Source organism: Sabulicella glaciei (genome assembly GCF_026183895.1).
Lineage (GTDB): Bacteria > Pseudomonadota > Alphaproteobacteria > Acetobacterales > Acetobacteraceae > Roseococcus > Roseococcus glaciei.
On record NZ_JAPFQI010000006.1, the window covers coordinates 98,785 to 117,522 of the forward strand.

An 18,738-nucleotide genomic window follows, 5' to 3' on the forward strand; every position below is an offset into this window, starting at 1 on the left:
CCACCCGCGCCCTTGCCCCACAAGCGGTGGGCTGCCCATGCGATGCGAGTCTCACTATCATGGGTTGCATGCCGTTCGACGCCTCCAGCAAGACCGCCATCCCCCCCGCCGAGCACGGGCGGCGCGGGAACCCGCGCGCCGTCGCGCTATGGCTCCTCGCGGTGGCAGGGCTGATCTGGATCATGGTGGCGCTGGGCGGCGCGACGCGCCTCACCGGCTCCGGTCTTTCCATCATGGAGTGGGCGCCGGTGGCCGGCACCCTGCCGCCGCTTTCCGAGGCGGAATGGCGCCGCCTCTACGACCTTTACCGCACCATCCCGCAATATGAGCTGGTGAATGCCGGCTTCGGGCTGGAAGGCTTCAAGCGGATCTTCTGGCTGGAATGGGCGCACCGCTTCTGGGGGCGGCTCATCGGCTCCGTTTATCTGGGGGGCTTCCTGCTGCTGTGGTGGCGCGGCGCCATCCCGCGCGCGCTGATGCCGCGGCTGTGGCTGCTCTTCGTGCTGGGCGGGATGCAGGGGGCGATCGGCTGGTTCATGGTCGCCTCGGGCTTCGAGGCGGACCGCACCGCGGTCTCGCCCTACCGCCTCGTGCTCCATCTCGGCATGGCCTTCCTGCTCTTCGGGGTGATCCTGTGGACGGCGCTGGGCCTGCTGCGCCCGGTGCGCGAGGCGCTGGGGCCGCGTCAGGGCAGCGTGCGGCGCCAGGCCCTGGCGGCCTTCGTGCTTTCCGTGGCGACCATGCTGGCGGGCGGCTTCGTCGCCGGGACGCGGGCGGGCTTCACCTGGAACACGTTTCCGCTGATGGACGGGCGCCTCGTCCCGGCCGGGTATCTCGACCTGTCGCCGCTCTGGACCAACCTGACGCTCAACCTCGCCACAGTGCAGTTCAACCACCGCCTCCTCGCCACGCTGACGCTGCTGGCCGCTTTCGGCGCGGCGCTGGCGGCATGGCGGCGCCTCCCCGCCGGCACGGCGTGCCGTGCCGTGCTCGGCTTCGCGGCCGTGATCGGCGCGCAGTACGCGCTGGGCATCGCCACGCTGGTCCATGTCGTGCCGGTCTCGCTCGGCACGCTGCACCAGGCGGTGGCGGTGGCGGTGCTCGCCACGGGGCTTCTCGCCTTGCACACCCTGCGCAAACCGGAACGTTGATGGACACGCCGCGCCAGCCAAGCCTCCAGGACGCGCTGGACGCGCTTCCCTTCTCCTTCGCCGCCTTTGCGGAGCATGGGCGCCTCATCCTGTGCAATGAGGCCATGCGCCAGCATCTCGGCCTTGCGCGGGCCGAGGCCGAGGCGCTGGACTGGACCGCCTTCCTCCGGCGCCTCGCCTTCCGGGGGCTGCTGGGCGACGGTGCGCCGGAGGAGCGCGCGGCGGAATTCCTGCCCTTCGGCGGCAGCCCAGCCACCGGGGCGCGGCTGCTTCGCACCGCCGAGGGGCGGGCGCTGGACTGGTTCCACGCCTCCATGGCAGGCGGCTGGGTCGCCGGGCTTGCCGAAGCGGGACCACGCGCCGCGGCGCTCCAGGCGGCGGAAGCCGCTTCCCGCCAGGCGAGCGAGGTGATCGCGCAGCTGCAGACCGGCTTGGCCCGCTTCGACAGCAACGGGCGGCTGCGCCGGGCCAATCCGCGCTACGCGGATCTGCTGGGGCTGCCCGAAGGAACGCCGCTCGAGGGGGTGACCCTTTCCGACCTGCTCGACATCCAGATCGGCGCGGGCGAGATCCCGGCGGAGGTGAAGCCGGCGATCGAAGCAGATTTCGCCGAAAGGCTGAGCCGCGCGCGCGGGTCCTGGCACGTGGAGCGGACCAAGCCCGATGGCCGCACCATCCGCTTCGTGAACCACCCGATGCCCGATGGTGGCTGGCTGGCCGAGGTCACGGACATCTCCGAGGCGCGCAACGCGGAGCGCGAGGCGCGTCGCCGCGCCGCGATGCACGACGCGCTGATCGAGGCCCTGCCGGTTGGCGTCGCGGTCTATGGACCCGACCGGCGCGTGTCGCTGGTGAACCAGGCCTATAACCGCATCCTCGCCGACGACCCGATCCGCATCGGAGAAAATCTCCGCGACATCGTGGAGCGGCGCGCCCGGCGCGGTGAGTTCGGCCAGACCGACCCGGAAGCGGCGGTGGAGCGCGTCCTCAGCCGGCTGGACCAGCCGCAGGGCTTCGAGCGGCGGCGCCCCGGCGGCGGCGTCGCCGTGCATCGCTCCGTGCCCCTGCCCGATGGCGGCCACGCCATGGTGGTGTCGGACATCACCGACCTCCAGGCCGCGCGGGAGGAAGCGAAGGAAAGCGCCTCCGTCCTCGACACGATGCTGGAAAGCACGCGCCATGGCATCGTGCTGTTCGACGCGGAGGGCAAGGTGGTGGCCGCGAACCGCCTCGCCGCGCCGCTCGCCGGCGTTTCGCCCGACGCCTTTGCCCCCGGCACCTCCATCTACCAGCTTCGCGAGGAGCAGGCGCGCCGCGGCGTGTTTGGCGACAAGGCGGAAACCCAGGCCTTCCTGGAATGGCGCGGGCACCAGCCGCTGCGAGCGCAGGACGCTTATCGCCGCGCCGGCCCGTCCAACACCGTCATCGAGGTGGTGACCGACGCCCTGCCCGATGGCGGCTTCGTCCGCTCCTACACCGACGTCACGGCGCTGGTGCGGGCTGAGCGCGAGGCGCAGGCGCGGGCGCAGACCTTGCAGCGCGTGCTCGACACGGTGCGGCACGGCATCATCATGTATGACGCCGAGAACAAGGTGGTGGCCGGCAACGGCCTCGCCGAGCGGCTCTTCGGCCTGCCCGAGGGAGCAGTGCATCCCGGCATCACTTATGACGAGCTGCGCGCCATCCAGGTGGCGCGCGGCGAGCACGGGGAGCCGGAAAGCGCCGCCCGCGCCATGGCCGCGCGCCCGGCCCTCACCGACGGAGAAAGCACCTACCAGCGGCGCCGCCCGGACGGCACGGTCGTCGAGATCCGCACCGAGTACTTGCCGGAGGGCGGCTGCGTCCGCTCAGTCACGGACATCACCGCCCTGGCCGCCGCTCAGGCGGAATCCGCCAACCGCGCCGCCATGCTCCAGGTCATGCTGGACAACATGCGGCACGGCATCATGCTCTTCGACGCCGAGGAGCGGGTGGTCGCCTTCAACCGCCTCGCTGCCGAGTTGACCGGCATGGGCGAGGCGCTCGTGGTCGGCGCCACCATGGCGGAGCTGCGCGCCGCCCAGGCCGCGGCCGGCGAGTTCGGCGACGCCGAGGGAACGGCGCGCTACGTCGCGGAGCTGGAAGGGCGCGACAACCGCCAGCCGGCGCAGCGCCGCCGCCGCCGGCCGAACGGGATGGAGCTGGAGGCCACCTTCAGCCCCGTCCCCGGCGGCGGCTACGTGCTCACTGTCACCGACGTGACGGGCCGTGTCCGCGCGGAGGAGGAAGCGAAGCAGCGCGCCGCGCGCATGGAGGCGACGCTCAACGCCACGCGGCACAGCCTCACCCTCTACGGGCCCGACCACCGCCTCGTCTCCGCCAACGGCATCGCGGGGTCGCTCGTGGTGGGCGGCGACCCGAGGCCGTTGATCGGCCTCACCCTCCGGGAAGTGATGCGCATCCAGCTGGAGCGCGAGTTCCCCAACCAGCCGGAGGAGGTGGAGCGGGAGCTTTCGAGGATCATGGCGCTGGACCGTTCGCAGCCGCAGCGCTACCAGCGCCGCCGCCCGGACGGGCGCGTGCTGGACATCACCTCCGACCCCACGAAGGATGGCGGCTTCGCCGTGGCCGTCGCTGACGTGACGGCGCTGGTCCGGGCGGAGGAGGAGGCGAAGCGCCGCAGCGAGTTCCTGCAGGCCATGGTGAACAACAGCCGCCAGGGCGTGCTGCTCTACAACAAGGACCGCGTCCTGGTGGCGGCGAACCGCCTGGCCGGCGAGCTGCTGAACATGCCTGGCATCGAGAACCGGGCCGGCGCCACCGGCTCGCAGATCATGTCCGAGCTGGGGCCGGCAGGGTATTACGGCGAGCCCGGCACCGCCGAGGCGGAGGCGGTGGAAACGCAGCTGCGGGGCCTCGACCGCTCCATCCCGCACCGCTTCACCCGCGCCCTGGCGGATGGGCGGGTGCTCGACATCTCCTCCGACCCCACGCCCGATGGCGGGATCGTGATCAGCGCCAGCGACGTGACGCCGCTGGTCCAGGCGGAGGAAAAGGCGCAGCGGCGTGCGCAGACCCTTTCTGCCATGCTGGGCAATAGCCAGCAGGGCGTCCTGCTCTACGACCGAAACGGCCGGCTGCTGCAGGCGAACAGCCTGGCTGCGGAGTTGTTCAGCCTCCCCGGGCTGGAAGGCCGCATCGGTGCCACGCTGGAGGAACTGGTGCTGGAGCAGGCGCGGGCCGGCCAGTTCGGCGTGCCCGGCGATCCGGAAACCGAGGCGCAGATCGCGGCGGTGCTTTCGACCGACCGCTCGCGCAGCCAGCGTTCCACCCGCCGCACGGCCGATGGCCGCGTGATGGCCATCGCCTCTGACCCGCTGCCCGATGGCGGCTTCGTGGTGTCGGTGAGCGAGATCACCGCGCTGGTGCGGGCGGAGGAGGAGGCGCAGCGCCGCGCCGACCTGCTGACCGCCATGCTGGGCAATATCCGGCACGGCCTCGCCATGTTCGACCGGAACGGGGCGATCGTCGCCTCCAACTCCATCCTGCACGAGATGCTGCACATCTCCGCGGAGGTGGTGGCCCCCGGACGCACGCTGGACGACATGGTGAACGCGCTGCGCGACGCCGGCGAGTACGGCGAAGGGCCGGAAGGCGCGGCGATGGCGGAGCAGATCAAGCGGCGCGACCGCAGCGTTTCCATCCGCTCCACGCGCCAGCGCGCGGATGGGACCGCGGTGGAGGTGGTGTCCGACCCGACCCCTGATGGCGGCTGGGTCGTCACCTACACGGACGTGTCGGAGGACCGGCGCATCCGCGCCGAGCTGGAACGCGCCCGCGAGGCGGCCGAGGCCGCCAACCTCGCCAAGTCGCGCTTCCTGGCCACGATGAGCCACGAGCTGCGCACGCCGCTGAACGCGGTGATCGGCTTCTCCGAGGTGCTGGCGGCCGGGGCGGATGCGCGGCTGGTGCCCGAATATGCCGGGGCCATCCAGGAGGCGGGGCGTCATCTCCTCACCCTGATCGACGACATCCTCGACATCACCCGGGCGGAGGAGGGACGCCTGCCCGTGGCGAAGGAGCGGGTGGATCTGGGGCCGCTGCTGCGATCCGCCTGCCGGATGATGTCCGGCCAGGCCGAGGCGGCGCAGCTTTCGCTGGAGGTCATGGATGCGCCGGAGGATCTGCCCGCCCTGACCGCCGACACGCGGCGGCTGCGGCAGGTGCTGCTGAACCTGATGTCGAACGCGGTGAAGTTCACCCCGGCGGGCGGCACGGTGACGCTTTCCGCCGCGCGCGAGGAGGGGGCGCTGGTGATCGACCTGCGCGACACCGGCATCGGCATCGCCGAGTCCGACATGGGGCGGCTCTTCCAGCCCTTCGCCCAGGTGGAGAGCAGCGCGTCGCGGCGCTATGCCGGCTCCGGGCTCGGCCTTTACCTGTGCCGGGTCCTGGTGGAGGCGCAAGGCGGGACGCTCACCCTGGAAAGCGAGATGGGCAAGGGGACCCTGGCGCGGCTGCGCTTCCCGCCCCATCTTCTGGAGGCATGAGCCTCGACACCGCCCTTTCCGTCACGGAACGCCTCTTCCACGCCACGCTGGACCCCGATGCCGCGCTGCGCCGCCTCCGCGAGGCGACGACGGGCGCCGAGGATGGGGAGCTGTTCCTGGAGCACCGGGAAAGCGAGGCGGTGTCGCTCGATGACGGGCGCATCCGCTCCGCCGCCTATGACCAGTCGCGCGGCTTCGGCCTGCGCGCGGTGAGCGGCGAGGCCGCGGGCTACGCCCATTCGGGCGAGATTTCGGACGAGGCCCTGGCCCGCGCGGCCGAAACCGTCCGCGCCGTTTCCCAGGGCCGCTCCGGCACGATGGAGGCAGGGCCGCGCGCCACCAATGCTCGGCTCTATGACGATGCCAACCCGCTGCTGGCGATGGACTTCGCCGAGAAGACGGCGTTGCTGATGGAACTGGACGCGCATGCCCGCGCGCTGGACCCGCGCGTGGTGCAGGTCAGCGCCTCGCTCACCGGCGAGTGGCAGGCGGTGCGCATCCTGCGGCCCGACGGGCAGGTGGTGGCCGACCTCCGCCCGCTGGTGCGGTTCAACGTTTCCTTGGTGGTGGAGAAGGACGGGCGGCGCGAAACGGGCTCCTTCGGCACGGGCGGCCGCCATGGCTATGACCGCGTGCTGGGCAATGGCGGCTGGCAGCGCGCCGTGGGCGAGGCGCTGCGCCAGGCCCTGGTGAACCTGGAAAGCGTCCCCGCCCCGGCCGGCGAGCAGGAGGTGGTGCTGGGGCCCGGCTGGCCCGGCATCCTGCTGCACGAGGCGATCGGCCACGGGCTCGAGGGCGACTTCAACCGCAAGAAGACGAGCGCCTTCGCCGGCCTCGTCGGCAGCCGCATCGCCGCGCCCGGCGTGACGGTGGTGGATGACGGGACCATCGAAGGGCGCCGCGGCTCCATCACCGTGGATGACGAGGGCACGCCGTCGGGCCGCACCGTGATGATCGAGGACGGCATCCTGCGCGGCTTCATCCAGGATCGGCAGAATGCCCGCCTCATGGGCGTCGCGCCCACGGGCAACGGGCGCCGGCAGAGCCACGCCCACAGCCCCATGCCGCGCATGACCAACACCATCATGCTCGGCGGCGCGCACGAGCCGGCGGAGATCATCCGCTCGGTGAAGAAGGGCATCTGGGCGGTCAACTTCGGCGGCGGGCAGGTGGACATCACCTCCGGCAAGTTCGTCTTTTCGATGAGCGAGGCCTACATCATCGAGGATGGCCGCGTCGGCGCCCCGGTGAAGGGCGCGACCCTGATCGGCAACGGGCCGGACGCGCTGACCAAGATCCGCATGATCGGCAACGACAGCGGCATGGATCCGGGCATCGGCACGTGCGGCAAGAACGGCCAGGGCGTGCCGGTGGGCGTGGGCCAGCCGACGCTGCGGATGGGCGGGCTTACGATCGGCGGCACCGGCTGAGGGGCTGCGCGGCCGCGCTCAGTTCCAGCGCGGCTGCAGGATGATCAGGGCGAGAAAGAACAGGCCGAGCAGCGCCACCGGCACCGCCAGGAGGCCGAGCAGCGAGACGGCCTGCGCCTGGCGGCCGGCGCGGTGCAGCGCGATGCCACCCCAAACCACCGCCCCCAGCCCGCCGAGCAGCACCATCCAGTGCAGGATGTTGAAGGACGACACGCTGCCGTCGCCCATGCCCCACAGGAAGAAGAAGACCGCGACGGCCAGCGCCAGCGCGTCGATGCCCAGCAGGATGCGGTAGGTCATGCCCCGTCCCCCTCGCCCCGCCGGGATGGTGCTCCGCCGCGTCCGTGGCGTGCAAGCGTCAGAAGCGGCGCGTCAGCCCGCCATGGATCGCGTGGCAATGACAGCGTCACGGACCCCGGCACCTGCTGCGAGAACGGCCAGGGCGTGCCGGTGGGCGTGGGTCAGCCCTTGGCTCCGCACGATCGGCGTACCCGGCCGAAGGGCCGCCCGTCCATCACCGCGAGGCCCAGCGCGATCAGCCCCATGCCCAGGGCATGGGGCCAGCCCAGCGCCTCGCCCAGCACGGCCCATCCCATCAGCGCTGCGAAACCGGGGATGATCAGCGTCACCAGCAGCAGGTTCACCGGCCCCGCCAGTTCCAGCACCCGGAAGTAGACCTGGTAGGCCAGGGCGGTGGACAGCAGCGCCAGTCCCACCAGCGCGGCCGCCGTGCCGGGGCTGGGCCAGGGCGGCAGCGGGCCGAGCGCCACGAAGGGAAGCAGCAGCAGCGACGCGACGCTGACCTGCCCGCAGGCGGCCAGGAGCGGCGGGATGCCCAGCGCGCGGAAGCGCCGCCCCCAGAGCCCGGCCAGCGCATAGGACAAGGTCCCGCCCAGCATGGCGGCGACGGCGGGCCAGGGCGCCGCGAGCGGGTCCACCCCCACCATCGCCACCACGCCGGAAAAGCCGATGGCGATCCCGGCGAGGCGCGCAGGGGTGGCGCGCTCCGCCAGCGCAAGGTGCGTCAGCAGCACGGCCCAGAAGGGCGTGGTGGCATTCAGGATAGCGGCCGCCCCCACCGGCAGGGAGAACTGCGCCCAGACGATCAGGGTGAAGGGAACGACGTTGTTCAGCACCCCCATACCAAGATGCGCGCGCAGGGCAGCGGCGTCGCGACGCACCGGCAGGCGCAGCGCCGCCACGACCGCCCAGAGGGCGCAGGCCGCCAGCCCCACCCGCGCCAGGACGATCGCCAAGGGCGGCCATTCCCGCACCGCCACCCCCACGAACAGAAAGGACCCTCCCCACAGGAAGGCGAGGAAGGTCAGCAGCGCCCAGGCCCGGGATGTCATGGCGGCATCGCAGCGCGGATGGCGGGGCGGCGCCATCCGGCCGTTGCGGCGTCGTCAGAAGTGGCGCGTCAGCCCGCCATAGATCGCCCGGCGCGGCAGGAATTGCGGCGCCCCCACCCCGATGCCCGATCCGTCGCGCAGCTGGGTCCGCGCATCGGCGAGGTTGAGCAGGTCGAGCCGCGCGGTCCAGCGCCCGGCACCCGGCAGGGAAAAGTCGTGCGCGATACCGATGTTGAGCGTCGCATAGGGGTCCTGCTTCTCCGTGTTGGCGAAGCCGCGCCGCAGCCCGCTGCCGAACAGCGCCGTGGCCGAGATGCGCCCGCCCTCCCACGCGCGCCACACCGCGCCGGCCGAGGCGGTCAGGAGCTGGTCGTGATCGGTGCGGACCCACTTGTTACGCACGTAGTCCAGCTCCTCCGGTTCGAAGTTGAACTGCGAGGTGCGGATGTCGCGGCCGGAGGCGCGCGAGACGGTGAGGTTGGCGTAGAGGTCCAGCCGCTCGCCGCGCCACTGTCCGGTGAACTCGACGCCGGTGGAGCGGCCCTGGCGGTAGTTGAAGGGCGTGAAGACCAGGGCGCGGCCGAACTGCCCGAGGTCCAGCAGGTCGCGCGCCTCCTTGTGCCAGGCGCTGGCGCCCAGGGTCAGGCGTTCCGTCACGCGCTGCGAGATGCCGGCAGAGAAGTAGTGGGAGCGCTCAGGGCGCGGCAGGTCGGCGCGGAAATTCTCCGGCTCGTTGGTCGTGCCGGCGAAGCGCGAAACGTCGCCCGGCGTGATCAGCTCCTGCGCCGGTGGCGTGAGGTAGCGGGCATAGCCCACCGTCACGGTCGTGCGGTCCAGCGGCCGCCAGACCACGTTGACGCGGGGCGAAAGCTGCGCGGCCCGCGCCGCCTGGTCTGCGTAGTCGCCGCGCAGCCCCGCGTTGAGCGTCAGCCGCTCCGAGAGGCGGAACTCGTTCTGGAGGTAGACGCCATGCACCCAGCTGGTGCGGCCGCGCCGCGTCCCGATCGCAAAGGGATCGCCCGCGACGTCGCCATCCTCGTCCAGCGGCAGGACAGTGGTGACGTTCCCGGCGAAGCTGCGCTCGCCCATGCTCAGGACGCCGAAGCGCAGCGTGTTGCGCTCGTTCAGGCGATAGGAACCGTCGGCCTGGATGCCGAAGGCAGTGGAGCGGCGCCGCACCTGGCTGGCGACGCCGTTGAAGGCCAGCTCGCCCAGCAGGTCGGGAAGGTAGCTGGTGCTGGAATCGCGGCCGAACCCCGCCACCTGCCAGTCCAGCGCGCCGGAGCCGCCCTGCAGCGCCACCACGCCGAAGCGGTTGCGCTCCCATTGCCGGGCGCGGAGGCGGGCGCTGTCGAACTCCTCGCCGATCACCGGGAACTCGATGGGCTGGCTGGGATTGTTGGGCATCTGGAAGCGGTTGGCCGAGGCGCCGCCGATCACGGAGAGCCGGACGGTGTCGGACAGGAGGCGCGACACGCTGACGAGGCCGCGCAGCTGGTCCGTGCGGTTGTGCAGCGGGCTGGTGCTGGCCGTCGGCGGCTCGACCCCCAGGCGCGATTGCCGGAAGGTCCCGGTGGCGAAGACATCCCAGCCGCCATGGAGTCCCGCGTAGCCAATGGAGGGCTGGAAGGTGGAATAGGAGCCGCCATAGGCGCTGACCCACCCGCCGGGGGCATTGGCGCCGGAGCGCAGGGTGATGTCCACCACGCCGCCGGTCCGGTAGCCGAATTGGGCGGGCAGGGCGCCGGTCAGCAGGCGCAGCTCCGCGATGGCGCGCGCGTCCAGGAAGGCGCCGAAGCCCTGGATGCCCACGGGCAGGGTGACGCCGTTGATGCGGTACTGGAGGTTGCGGTGCTCACCGCGCACATGGATCTCGCCGAAGCTGTCCTGCACCACGCCGGGGAACTGCAGCAGCAGCCCGTTGACCGGCGCGTCGGCGCCCCCGGGCAGGTTCTCGATCGTCTCGCGCTTCAGGGAGGAGACGCTGGCGCCCAGCGTGGGCGAGATCGCGGTGCGGGCCTCGTCCAGGCGGCGGGCCTGGATCACAAGGTCGGGAAGCACGGTTTCCTGCGCTGCGGCAGGAAGCGGGGTGAGGAGGGATAAGAGGAGAAGGGAGCGGCGCATGTCGGAGACGCTACATTATAACATATAACTCCGTCCACCCGTCGTAACGGAACGACCCACACCGGAATCGGATGGTGTGGCGAGGCTTCCTCACCCCCCCGGCGCGAAGCCCTCCTGCCCGCGCGTCGCCCAGCCCGTTACCCGGCGCTCCAGCCGCTCCGCGATCCAATACAGCGCCACCCCCATCACCCCCGTCACCACCAGCCCGGCAAAGACCAGCGGCACGTCGAAGCGGGAGGAGGCGACCATCATCAGCCGCCCGATCCCCGCATTGGGCGCCACGCTCTCCGCGATGATGGAGCCGACGAAGGCCACGGTGATCGCCACCTTCAGCGAGGCGAAGAAATACGGCATGGCGCGCGGCAGCCCGATCTTGCGGACGATGTCCAGCGGCCGCGCGCCCAGCGCCCGCAGCACGTCGCGCAGCTCCGGCTCCACCGTGGCGATGCCGGTCGCCACGTTCACCACGATGGGGAAGAAGGAAATCAGGAAGGCGGTGATCACCGCCGGCCAGATGCCGATGCCGAACCAGACGATCAGCACCGGCACCACCGCCACCTTGGGGATGGAGTTGAAGGCGATCAGCAGCGGATACAAGCCGCGATACACCAGGGTGGAGGAGCCGATCGCCACCCCCAGCGCCAAGCCGAACACGATCGCCATGGCAAAGCCCAGCAGCGTCGTGCCCAGCGTCACCAGGCTGTCCTGCAGCAGGGGCTGCCACCAGCGCAGCCCGGCCTGCACCACGGCGGAGGGCGCGGGCAGGATAAAGGGCGAGATGCCCAGCAGCCACACCGCTGCCTCCCACAGGATGAAGGCGCCGCCGATCACCAGCCAGGGCAGGGCGGCTTGCAGGCGGCGCTGCCGGCGCGCGGCGGCGGCCAGGGCCTCGGCGCGGGAGTCAGGCATCGGGCGCCTCCCCGGCGCGGGCGCGGGCGATCAGCGCGCGCAGCTCCGCCACCACCGCGTTGAACTCTGTGTCATAGGTGTCCTCCAACCGGCGTGGGCGGGGGAACTCCACCCGCCGCTCGGCGATGATGCGGCCGGGGCGGGCGCTCATCACCAGCACGCGGTCGGCCAGGTACACGGCTTCCCGCAGGTCATGCGTCACCAGGATCACGGTGGGTTTCCGCTCCAGCCACACGTCTTGCAGGACGGCCCAGAGATCCTCCCGCGTGAACACGTCGAGCGCGGAGAAGGGCTCGTCCAGCATCAGCAGCGGCGGCTCGTGGATCAAGGCGCGGCAGAGCGAGGTACGCTGCTGCATCCCGCCGGACAGCTGGTGCGGGTGGCGCTGGCCGAAACCTTCCAGCCCGACCAGCTTCAGCAGCGCCTCGGCCTTGGCTGCGTAGGCGGCGCGCTCGGCCCGCAGCCGGGAGCGGTGCGCCGGCACCACCTCCAGCGGCAGCATCACGTTGTCGAGGACCGAGCGCCAGGGCAGCAGGGTCGGGTTCTGGAAGGCCATGCCGACCAGCGGCACCGGCCCCGACACCTCGCGCCCCGCGACCCAGACCTGCCCCTCGCTGGCGGGCCAAAGGCCGGAAACGAGGCGCATCAGCGTGGACTTGCCGCAGCCCGAAGGCCCGACCACCGCCACGAACTCGCCTTCCCGGACCGAGAGCGTGCAGCGCTGCAGGGCCAGCGTGCCCTCCGCGCCGCCATAGCGCATGGCGACGTCGGCGATCTCCACGAAGTTCCGCAAGCGCGTCAGACCCGGCGATCGGCGGCCGGGGGCAGGAAATCCGCGGTGTAGAGCTGCGCGGCCTGGAGGCGCGGCTGGAGGCCATAGGCCTCCTCCACCGCGGTGATGCCGCGCTGCAGCCGCGCCATGTCCACGGAGGAAAGCCCGTTCTGCCGCACGTTCTCCGTCATGATCACGCGCTGCACGTTCATCCCGTGGCGCTCGGTCTCCTGGGCCACGTCGACCAGCGGCTCGGCCTGGCGCAGCACCTGCATCGCGGCGGCGGGGTTGGCCAGCTGGTCGCGGAAGCCGCGGATCAGCGCGGCGGTGGCGCGGCGCACCGCCTCGGGGTTGTTCTGGATGAAGCGGCGCGTGGTCAGCAGCGCGCCGCCATACAGGTCCAGCCCGTGGTCGTAGTACATCATCACCCGCTGCTGCGGGTGGTCGAGGCCGATGCTCTTGAGCGAAAGGGCCGAGGTGGTGACGAAGCCCGTCACCCCGTCCACCTCGCGCCGCACCAGCATGGGTTCGCGCAGCGCCGGGTTCACCGAAAGAAAGGTCACCCGCCCCGCATCGATGCCGGCCGCCTTGGCGAAGGCCGGGAAGAGCTGCCGCCCCGCGTCGAACTCGGGCGCGGCGAGGCGCCGCCCCTCCAGGTCCTTGGGCGTCCGCACCGGCCCATCCGCCCGGACGATGGCGCAGAGCGGCGAGCGGTCATGCAGGATCGCCACCGCGACGAGGCCGCTATCCGGGTTCTGGGCCAGGAAGCGGATCGCCGGGTTGATGTCGGCATAGCCCAGATCGTGCGTGCCGGAGGCCAGCGCCGGCGGCACTGCGCCGGAGCCCTGGCCGCGATCCACCGAAACCTCCACCCCCGCCTCGCGGAAGAAGCCGCGCTCCCGCGCCACCAGCGCGAAAGCGTTGGGTGCCTGGAAGGTCCAGTCGAGCATCATCCGCACCCGCGGCGCCGCCTGGGCGCGGCCGATGGAGGGCATGGCGAGCAGGGCGGGGCTCGACAGGAGGAGGCGGCGGGGCAGGGACATCGGGCGGTTCCGGGCAGGGATTCCGCCGCAAGACACACCAGGGCGGGGGCCTTGCGCAAGCGGCGGCCTTGCGCGAGGCGTCCGGCAGGGGCCGCGCCCTGGGCAAGCGCCCGGTTCCGCGCCATGCTGCACCACGGAATGCGAGAAGGAGAGGCCATGCCAGGCGTGCCCGACGTGACGCCATCCGAAGCCTTCGCAGCGCTGCAGGGGGACCCGGGCGCGGTGCTGGTGGATGTGCGGACCGATGCCGAGTGGAATTTCGTCGGCGTGCCCGACCTGTCGGCGCTGGGCAAGCAGGTGGTGCTGATCCCCTGGCAGGTCTTCCCCTCCATGCAGGTGAACGACCACTTCCCCGAGCACCTGCGCCGCGCCGGCGTCACCGCCGAAAGCAAGGTCTACTACATCTGCCGCTCCGGGGCGCGCTCGCTCGCCGCCGGGCAGGCGGCGCAGCTGGCCGGCTTCCCGCACGCCATCAACGTGCGCGACGGTTTCGAGGGGCCGGTTGACGCCGAGGGCCATCGCGGCACCGTGGGGGGATGGAAGGCCGAGGGCCTTCCCTGGAGGCAGCGATGAGCGAATTGCGCGGCGAGCATCTCTTCACCCTCGACCTCAAGGTCGGGGAACCGCAGAACGCCGGGGTGGGGCCCGACGGGCATGAGCTGCGCATCGTCCCGGTCACGGGCGGCACGGCAAACGGGCCGCGCCTGCGGGCCGAGGTACTGGGCGGCGCTTCCGCCGACTGGCTGCGGGTGGAAACGGACGGCACGGCGCATATCGACGTGCGCCTGACCCTGCGGGCCGAATCCGGCGGCATCGTCCACGTGCGCTATTCGGGCATCCGCACCGGCGCGAAGGAGGTGCTGGCGCGCCTCGCGGCCGGGGAGGCGGTGGACCCGTCCGAGTACTATTTCCGCGTCGCGCTGCGCTTCGAGACGGGCGCGCCGGACCTCGCCTGGCTCAATCGCGTGGTCGCGGTGGGCATCGGCCAGCGCCCGCCCACCGGCCCACGCTACGAGGTGTACAAGCTGCTCTGACGCGCGGGGGGCTCAACCCCGCCCGGCGTCGAAGCCCAGGAAGCCGATCTCGGGGCGCGGCGTGCCGCCATCGTTGCCGAACAGGCGGGGCCGAACCTGCGCGGCGGGCTGGACAGGCACCGCAGCCTCGCGACGCGACGCCTCGCGCGGCAGCGGCGCGGGGCGGGCGGCGCCACGTCCCTGCGGCGCGGCGGAGGGCGGCGGGGGCGCGCTGCTCGTGCCGCGCACGGACAGAAGATAGACGGTGATCTCCGGCCTCCCCTGATCTACGGCCGAATCCAGCGCCGTCAGCCCCAGCGCGTTGCGGGCATTCACGTCCGCCCCGCGGTTGATGGCGTCGCGCACCGTGCCGATGTCGCCGCGGTTGATCCCGTCGAACAGCGCGTCGTTGGGGTTCATCCCGGACGGGTCGGTCTCGGCCGGGATGGGACGCTGTCCGCGCCGCGCCGCCACGCCGGGCAGGCCCTGCGGTGCCTCGCGTGGCGGCGCCGCCCCGGTTTGCGGCGTGATCGGGCCGCGGCCCATCAGCGAGCCCTGGGCCTGGGCGGCGGCGGGAAGGGCGGCCAGCAGGGCCGCCACGGCGAGGACCATTCGCATCTCAACGTTCCCCGAAGGTGAAGGCGCCTGGAAGGGCGGCCGGCGCCTCGGCGCTGGCGGCGGATTTCTGCGCCTGCGCCTCGCGCGCCCGCGCCTCCACCTGCCGCAGCACGGTGTTCAGCGCCTGGGCGACGGCGGGAAGCTGCACCAGCGGCACGCAGATCGTCCCGGCCGCGGCAGGCTTCCCGTCATTCTGCAGCTGGGCCAGCACCAGCCGCACCACGCCATGGTGGACCGAGGCTTCCATCACCCCATCCGCGAAGATCACCGGCGTCGTCACCATGCAGGACTCCCTTGATCCGCCACCCTTACCCGGCGGCGCCCCCCACGGCTACTGCTCCGTGAAGGCGCGCTGCAGGCTGTCGCGGATCGGCTGCGTCACGTAGCGCCAGAAGGTGCGCTGGCCGATCTGGATATGCGCCTCCACCGGCATGCCCGGCGTGAGGAAGATGGAGGGCAGGCGCTCCAGCTGCTCCCGGTCGATCAGCACATGGGCGCGGAAGTGGGTCTGCCGCGTCGCCTGGTCGGTGGTGACGTCCGCTGCCACGAAGGTGACGTGGCCGTGCAGGTAGGGAACGAGGCGCTGCTTGAAGGCGGGCAGGCGGATCTCGGCCTGCAGCCCCGGATACACCACGTCGATGTCGGTGGGCTGCACGTTCACCTCGGCCACCAACCGGTCCTGGGTGGGGATGAGGTCCACCACCGGGTCGCCCGGCCGCAGCACCGCGCCCACGTTGAACAGGCGCAGGTTGACCACCGTGCCGTCCTCCGGCGCCAGGATCTCGCGCCGGGTCGAGACGTCCTCGGCGGCGCGGATGCGCTCCTCCGCCTCTGCGCGGCGGCCGGCGACCTCGCGCGCCTCCGTGCCGACTTCCTGGCGGCGCTGGTCAAGCGTGGCGCGGATCTGGCTCTCCGCCTCCTCGATCGCGCCGCGGGAGCGGGTGATCTGGCCGCGCAGGTCCACGATCTGCCCTTCCAGCCCGGCCCGCGCCCGCTGCACGGCCAGAAGCTCCGGCAGGCGCGCGAGGCCCTGGTTCGTCAGGGTTCGACGCATCACCTCCTCCTGCCGGATCAGGTCCAGCTGCTGGATGGAGGCGGCAAGCTGCCCCTCGGCGGAGGTGATGGAGGCGCGCGCCTGGTCGCGCCGCGTTTCCAGCACCAGGAGTTGGCTGACGAGGCTCGCCATGCGCGCGTCGAACAGGGCGCGCTGACCGGAAACCGACTCGGCGGCGCGGGGATCCTCGCTTTCCAGCAGCTCGGCCGGGAAGGCGATCTCCGGCGCCCGCGCCATCTCGGCGGCGAGGCGCGCGGCCTGGGCGACGAGGCCGAAGCGCTGGGCGCGCAGCGCCTCGAGGTTGGCGCCGGACTGCACGTCGTCCAGGCGCATCAGCGGCTGGCCCTGCCGCACCCGGTCGCCGTCGCGCACCAGGATCTCTCGCACGATGCCACCCTCGAAATGCTGCACCGTGCGGCGCTGCCCCTCGACCTTGATGACGCCGGGGGCGATGGCGGCCTCGGCCAGCGGGGCGGTGACGGCCCAGGCCATGAAGCCGCCAAAGAACCCGACCATGACCACGAGGCCTAGCAGGGCCGGCCAGAAGGTGCGCGGGCGCTGGGCGTCCAGGACCGGGTCGGCGGGCGGGACCACCAGGGGCGGCAGGGTGCGGCGGGCGGGGAGCGCCGGGCGCTCCAGTACCTCGACGGCGTTGGGGGTGTCGCTCATGCGCTGGCTCCCTGCGCGATGCGTTCGGCCGGGCGCGGGGGCGCCATGAGCCGCTTCAGCACCTCGGCGCGCGGACCGAACATCTCGATCGCGCCGTCCTTCAACAACAAGACCTTGTCCACGCCCTGCACCAGGGTGGGACGGTGGCTGACCAGCACCACGGTGGTGCCGTCGGCCTTCACCTGCTCCAGCGCGCGGACCAGGTTGGCCTCGCTGTCGCCGTCGAGGTTGGAGTTCGGCTCGTCCAGCACCACGAGGCGCGGGGCCCCGTAGAGGGCGCGGGCGAGGCCGATCATCTGGCGCTGCCCGCCCGACAGGTGCTGCCCGCCCTCGCCGATCTCCGTGTCGTAGCCCTGGGGCAGGCGCAGGATCAGGTCATGGCAGCCGGCCAACTTGGCGGCGGCGAAGACCGCCTCGGCATCCGGCTCGCCCATGCGGGCGATGTTCTGGATCACGGTGCCGTCGAACAGCTCCACATCCTGGGGCAGATAGCCGACATGGCGGCCGAAATCCTCGCGCTGCCAGGTATACACGTCGGCCCCGTCGAGGCGCACCGTGCCGGCGGAAGGCGGCAGCGTGCCGATGATCATGCGGATCAGCGTGGTCTTGCCGGCGGCGGAAGGCCCGATCACGGCGAGGCTCTCGCCGGGGGCGAGGTTGAAGTTCACGCCCTTGATCAGCGCGACGCCCTGGCCGGGGAAGCCGAAGGACACGCGCTCCACATGGAGGTGGCCTTCGGGCGCGGGCAGGGGCATGCCGGGGGGGCGGGTGCGCGGCATGGCCAGGAAGGCCTGGAGGCGCCGGAAGGACTGGCGCGCCTGCACCAGCGCCTTCCAGCCGCCGATCACCTGCTCCACCGGCGCGAGGGCGCGGCCCATGATGATGGAGCCGGCGATGGAGGCGCCCGCCGTCAGCTCCTGCCGCAGCACGAGCCAGCAGCCGAGGCCGAGGATGGCCAGCTGCACGGCAAGGCGGAAGAACTTGGTGAGCGACAGGATCATGGCGGCGCGGTCGGCGGCGCGCTGCTGCGGCGGCAGCATCTTCGCCACGCCCTGGCGCCAATGGGCCATGACGGCAGGGCCCATGCCCATGCTGTCGATCACCTCGGCGTTGCGGGCGATGGCGTCGGCGCGGCGCTGGCTGTGCATCGCCGCCACCCCGGCCTCCTTCATCAGCCCGGAGGTGATGAGCTCGTTGGCGATGGTGAGGCCGAGCAGCAGCAGGGCGCCCGCGACGGACAGCCATCCCATCAGCGGGTGCAGCATGAAGATCACGGCAAGGTAGATCGGCACCCAGGGCACGTCATAGAGCGCGAGCATGCCCGGCGAGCCGAGAAAGGAGCGGCAGACCGCGAGGTCGCGCAGCGCCTCCATCCGGTAGGTGCGGCCGCGAAGCTGCGCCTCGATCGCGCGGTCGAACCCCTCGGGCGCCACGCGCGTCTCGATCCAGGCGGCGATGCGCTGCATGACGATGGAGCGGCACGCCTCCAGCGCCGCCAGCACCAGCAGGGCGAAGAAGGCGATCAGCGTCAGGTGCACCAGCGTGTCGGTGTTGCGGGTGGCCAGCACCCGGTCGAACACCTGCATCATGTAGATGGAGACGGTGAGCTGGAGCAGGTTCACCACGCCGGAAAAGGCGCCGACCAGGGTAAACTGGCCCTTGCAGGCGGCGATGGCGCGGGCGAGCGGCGTTTCGCGCATGGAGGTGGCTTGGGGGGGCATCAAAGGCTTGGACTCCCGGGCAGGAGGCGCAGCCCATCCAGCAGGGCCGGCTGCGACGCGAGGAACAGGGCCAGCCCGCCCGCCAGGGCCAGGGCCAGAAGCGAGGCGCCGACGGCGCCCCAGAACCCGAGCGGCGAACGAAGCCGGCCCAGATGCTCGTCCACCGCCTCGCGCCGGATCTCGGCCACGCGGTTGTGGAGATGGAGGAAGGCATGCTCGGCCAGGAGCCGGCGCGCCATATCGGCGTGGGCGGGGCTGGGCTCGGTGCCTGCCTCGCGCGCCAGGGCCTCTGCCACGAGGCGCTCCAGCCTGTCCAGGCCGCCATCGGGATTTTTCATGCGAGAGGAAATAAT

16 protein-coding genes are annotated in these 18,738 nt (G+C 72.0%); 5 read left to right on the plus strand and 11 right to left on the minus strand.

Going from position 1 to position 18,738, the window contains the following annotated elements:
* The first annotated feature begins 68 nt into the window (after positions 1 to 68).
* The 3 genes from OF850_RS10375 to tldD are packed head-to-tail and all read left to right on the plus strand — an operon-like array spanning position 69 to position 7,110.
* Positions 69 to 1,151 carry a COX15/CtaA family protein gene (locus tag OF850_RS10375; protein WP_301590001.1) on the plus strand — a complete coding sequence of 361 codons (1,083 nt, stop codon included), beginning with the start codon at positions 69 to 71 and terminating at the stop codon, positions 1,149 to 1,151.
* Entirely contained in the window at positions 1,151 to 5,680 is a 4,530-nt protein-coding gene (locus OF850_RS10380) for a PAS-domain containing protein (RefSeq protein WP_301590002.1), read from the plus strand. Before OF850_RS10375 ends, OF850_RS10380 begins: the two co-directional genes overlap by 1 nt.
* Positions 5,677 to 7,110: a metalloprotease TldD gene (gene tldD, locus OF850_RS10385; protein ID WP_301590004.1), complete on the plus strand. Its 1,434-nt coding sequence runs from the start codon at positions 5,677 to 5,679 to the stop codon at positions 7,108 to 7,110. Before OF850_RS10380 ends, tldD begins: the two co-directional genes overlap by 4 nt.
* A gap of 18 nt (positions 7,111 to 7,128) precedes the next feature.
* Here the strand turns inward: tldD and OF850_RS10390 are convergent, their stop codons facing one another.
* The 6 genes from OF850_RS10390 to OF850_RS10415 form a co-directional block, all read right to left on the minus strand.
* The gene (locus OF850_RS10390) at positions 7,129 to 7,410 is read right to left on the minus strand and encodes a hypothetical protein (protein WP_301590005.1); all 282 of its coding nucleotides are present in this window, start codon (positions 7,408 to 7,410) and stop codon (positions 7,129 to 7,131) included.
* 161 nt (positions 7,411 to 7,571) lie between these two features.
* Positions 7,572 to 8,462, minus strand: coding sequence for a DMT family transporter (locus OF850_RS10395; RefSeq protein ID WP_301590006.1), 891 nt, complete (start codon positions 8,460 to 8,462; stop codon positions 7,572 to 7,574).
* A gap of 54 nt (positions 8,463 to 8,516) precedes the next feature.
* Entirely contained in the window at positions 8,517 to 10,523 is a 2,007-nt protein-coding gene (locus OF850_RS10400; RefSeq protein WP_301590007.1) for a TonB-dependent receptor, read from the minus strand.
* Positions 10,524 to 10,676: 153 nt separating this feature from the next.
* Positions 10,677 to 11,495, minus strand: coding sequence for an ABC transporter permease (locus tag OF850_RS10405; RefSeq protein ID WP_301590008.1), 819 nt, complete (start codon positions 11,493 to 11,495; stop codon positions 10,677 to 10,679).
* Positions 11,488 to 12,276, minus strand: coding sequence for an ABC transporter ATP-binding protein (locus OF850_RS10410; protein WP_301590009.1), 789 nt, complete (start codon positions 12,274 to 12,276; stop codon positions 11,488 to 11,490). Before OF850_RS10410 ends, OF850_RS10405 begins: the two co-directional genes overlap by 8 nt.
* Positions 12,277 to 12,293: 17 nt before the next feature.
* Positions 12,294 to 13,310: an ABC transporter substrate-binding protein gene (locus OF850_RS10415; protein WP_301590010.1), complete on the minus strand. Its 1,017-nt coding sequence runs from the start codon at positions 13,308 to 13,310 to the stop codon at positions 12,294 to 12,296.
* A gap of 156 nt (positions 13,311 to 13,466) precedes the next feature.
* Between OF850_RS10415 and OF850_RS10420 the strand changes: the two genes are divergently transcribed.
* Together OF850_RS10420 and OF850_RS10425 are read left to right on the plus strand one after the other, a co-directional pair.
* Positions 13,467 to 13,883 carry a rhodanese-like domain-containing protein gene (locus OF850_RS10420; protein ID WP_301590011.1) on the plus strand — a complete coding sequence of 139 codons (417 nt, stop codon included), beginning with the start codon at positions 13,467 to 13,469 and terminating at the stop codon, positions 13,881 to 13,883.
* The gene (locus OF850_RS10425) at positions 13,880 to 14,344 is read left to right on the plus strand and encodes a DUF3237 domain-containing protein (protein WP_301590012.1); all 465 of its coding nucleotides are present in this window, start codon (positions 13,880 to 13,882) and stop codon (positions 14,342 to 14,344) included. The genes OF850_RS10420 and OF850_RS10425 overlap by 4 nt, the downstream gene beginning before the upstream one ends.
* 12 nt (positions 14,345 to 14,356) lie before the next feature.
* On the opposite strand, the gene OF850_RS10430 is transcribed toward OF850_RS10425, so the two are convergent.
* The 5 genes from OF850_RS10430 to OF850_RS10450 are packed head-to-tail and all read right to left on the minus strand — an operon-like array spanning position 14,357 to position 18,723.
* Complete coding sequence (locus OF850_RS10430; RefSeq protein ID WP_301590013.1) at positions 14,357 to 14,941, minus strand: ankyrin repeat domain-containing protein; 585 nt, start codon at positions 14,939 to 14,941, stop codon at positions 14,357 to 14,359.
* A 1-nt stretch (position 14,942) separates the two neighbouring features.
* Positions 14,943 to 15,224: a hypothetical protein gene (locus OF850_RS10435; protein ID WP_301590014.1), complete on the minus strand. Its 282-nt coding sequence runs from the start codon at positions 15,222 to 15,224 to the stop codon at positions 14,943 to 14,945.
* Between the two features lie 48 nt (positions 15,225 to 15,272).
* Positions 15,273 to 16,664 carry an HlyD family type I secretion periplasmic adaptor subunit gene (locus tag OF850_RS10440; RefSeq protein ID WP_301590015.1) on the minus strand — a complete coding sequence of 464 codons (1,392 nt, stop codon included), beginning with the start codon at positions 16,662 to 16,664 and terminating at the stop codon, positions 15,273 to 15,275.
* Positions 16,661 to 18,385, minus strand: coding sequence for a type I secretion system permease/ATPase (locus OF850_RS10445; RefSeq protein WP_301590016.1), 1,725 nt, complete (start codon positions 18,383 to 18,385; stop codon positions 16,661 to 16,663). The genes OF850_RS10440 and OF850_RS10445 overlap by 4 nt, the downstream gene beginning before the upstream one ends.
* Complete coding sequence (locus OF850_RS10450) at positions 18,385 to 18,723, minus strand: hypothetical protein (RefSeq protein ID WP_301590017.1); 339 nt, start codon at positions 18,721 to 18,723, stop codon at positions 18,385 to 18,387. Before OF850_RS10450 ends, OF850_RS10445 begins: the two co-directional genes overlap by 1 nt.
* Between the last annotated feature and the right edge of the window lie 15 nt (positions 18,724 to 18,738).

Excerpts from the sequence above, each read along its gene's own strand:
- OF850_RS10375 (WP_301590001.1), top strand. The coding sequence starts at position 69 with ATGCCGTTCGACGCCTCCAGCAAGACCGCCATCCCCCCCGCCGAGCAC.
- OF850_RS10380 (WP_301590002.1), top strand. The coding sequence starts at position 1,151 with ATGGACACGCCGCGCCAGCCAAGCCTCCAGGACGCGCTGGACGCGCTT.
- tldD (WP_301590004.1), top strand. The coding sequence starts at position 5,677 with ATGAGCCTCGACACCGCCCTTTCCGTCACGGAACGCCTCTTCCACGCC.
- OF850_RS10390 (WP_301590005.1), bottom strand. The coding sequence starts at position 7,410 with ATGACCTACCGCATCCTGCTGGGCATCGACGCGCTGGCGCTGGCCGTC.
- OF850_RS10395 (WP_301590006.1), bottom strand. The coding sequence starts at position 8,462 with ATGACATCCCGGGCCTGGGCGCTGCTGACCTTCCTCGCCTTCCTGTGG.
- OF850_RS10405 (WP_301590008.1), bottom strand. The coding sequence starts at position 11,495 with ATGCCTGACTCCCGCGCCGAGGCCCTGGCCGCCGCCGCGCGCCGGCAG.
- OF850_RS10415 (WP_301590010.1), bottom strand. The coding sequence starts at position 13,310 with ATGTCCCTGCCCCGCCGCCTCCTCCTGTCGAGCCCCGCCCTGCTCGCC.
- OF850_RS10420 (WP_301590011.1), top strand. The coding sequence starts at position 13,467 with ATGCCAGGCGTGCCCGACGTGACGCCATCCGAAGCCTTCGCAGCGCTG.
- OF850_RS10425 (WP_301590012.1), top strand. The coding sequence starts at position 13,880 with ATGAGCGAATTGCGCGGCGAGCATCTCTTCACCCTCGACCTCAAGGTC.
- OF850_RS10430 (WP_301590013.1), bottom strand. The coding sequence starts at position 14,941 with ATGCGAATGGTCCTCGCCGTGGCGGCCCTGCTGGCCGCCCTTCCCGCC.
- OF850_RS10435 (WP_301590014.1), bottom strand. The coding sequence starts at position 15,224 with ATGGTGACGACGCCGGTGATCTTCGCGGATGGGGTGATGGAAGCCTCG.
- OF850_RS10440 (WP_301590015.1), bottom strand. The coding sequence starts at position 16,664 with ATGAGCGACACCCCCAACGCCGTCGAGGTACTGGAGCGCCCGGCGCTC.
- OF850_RS10445 (WP_301590016.1), bottom strand. The coding sequence starts at position 18,385 with ATGCCCCCCCAAGCCACCTCCATGCGCGAAACGCCGCTCGCCCGCGCC.
- OF850_RS10450 (WP_301590017.1), bottom strand. The coding sequence starts at position 18,723 with ATGAAAAATCCCGATGGCGGCCTGGACAGGCTGGAGCGCCTCGTGGCA.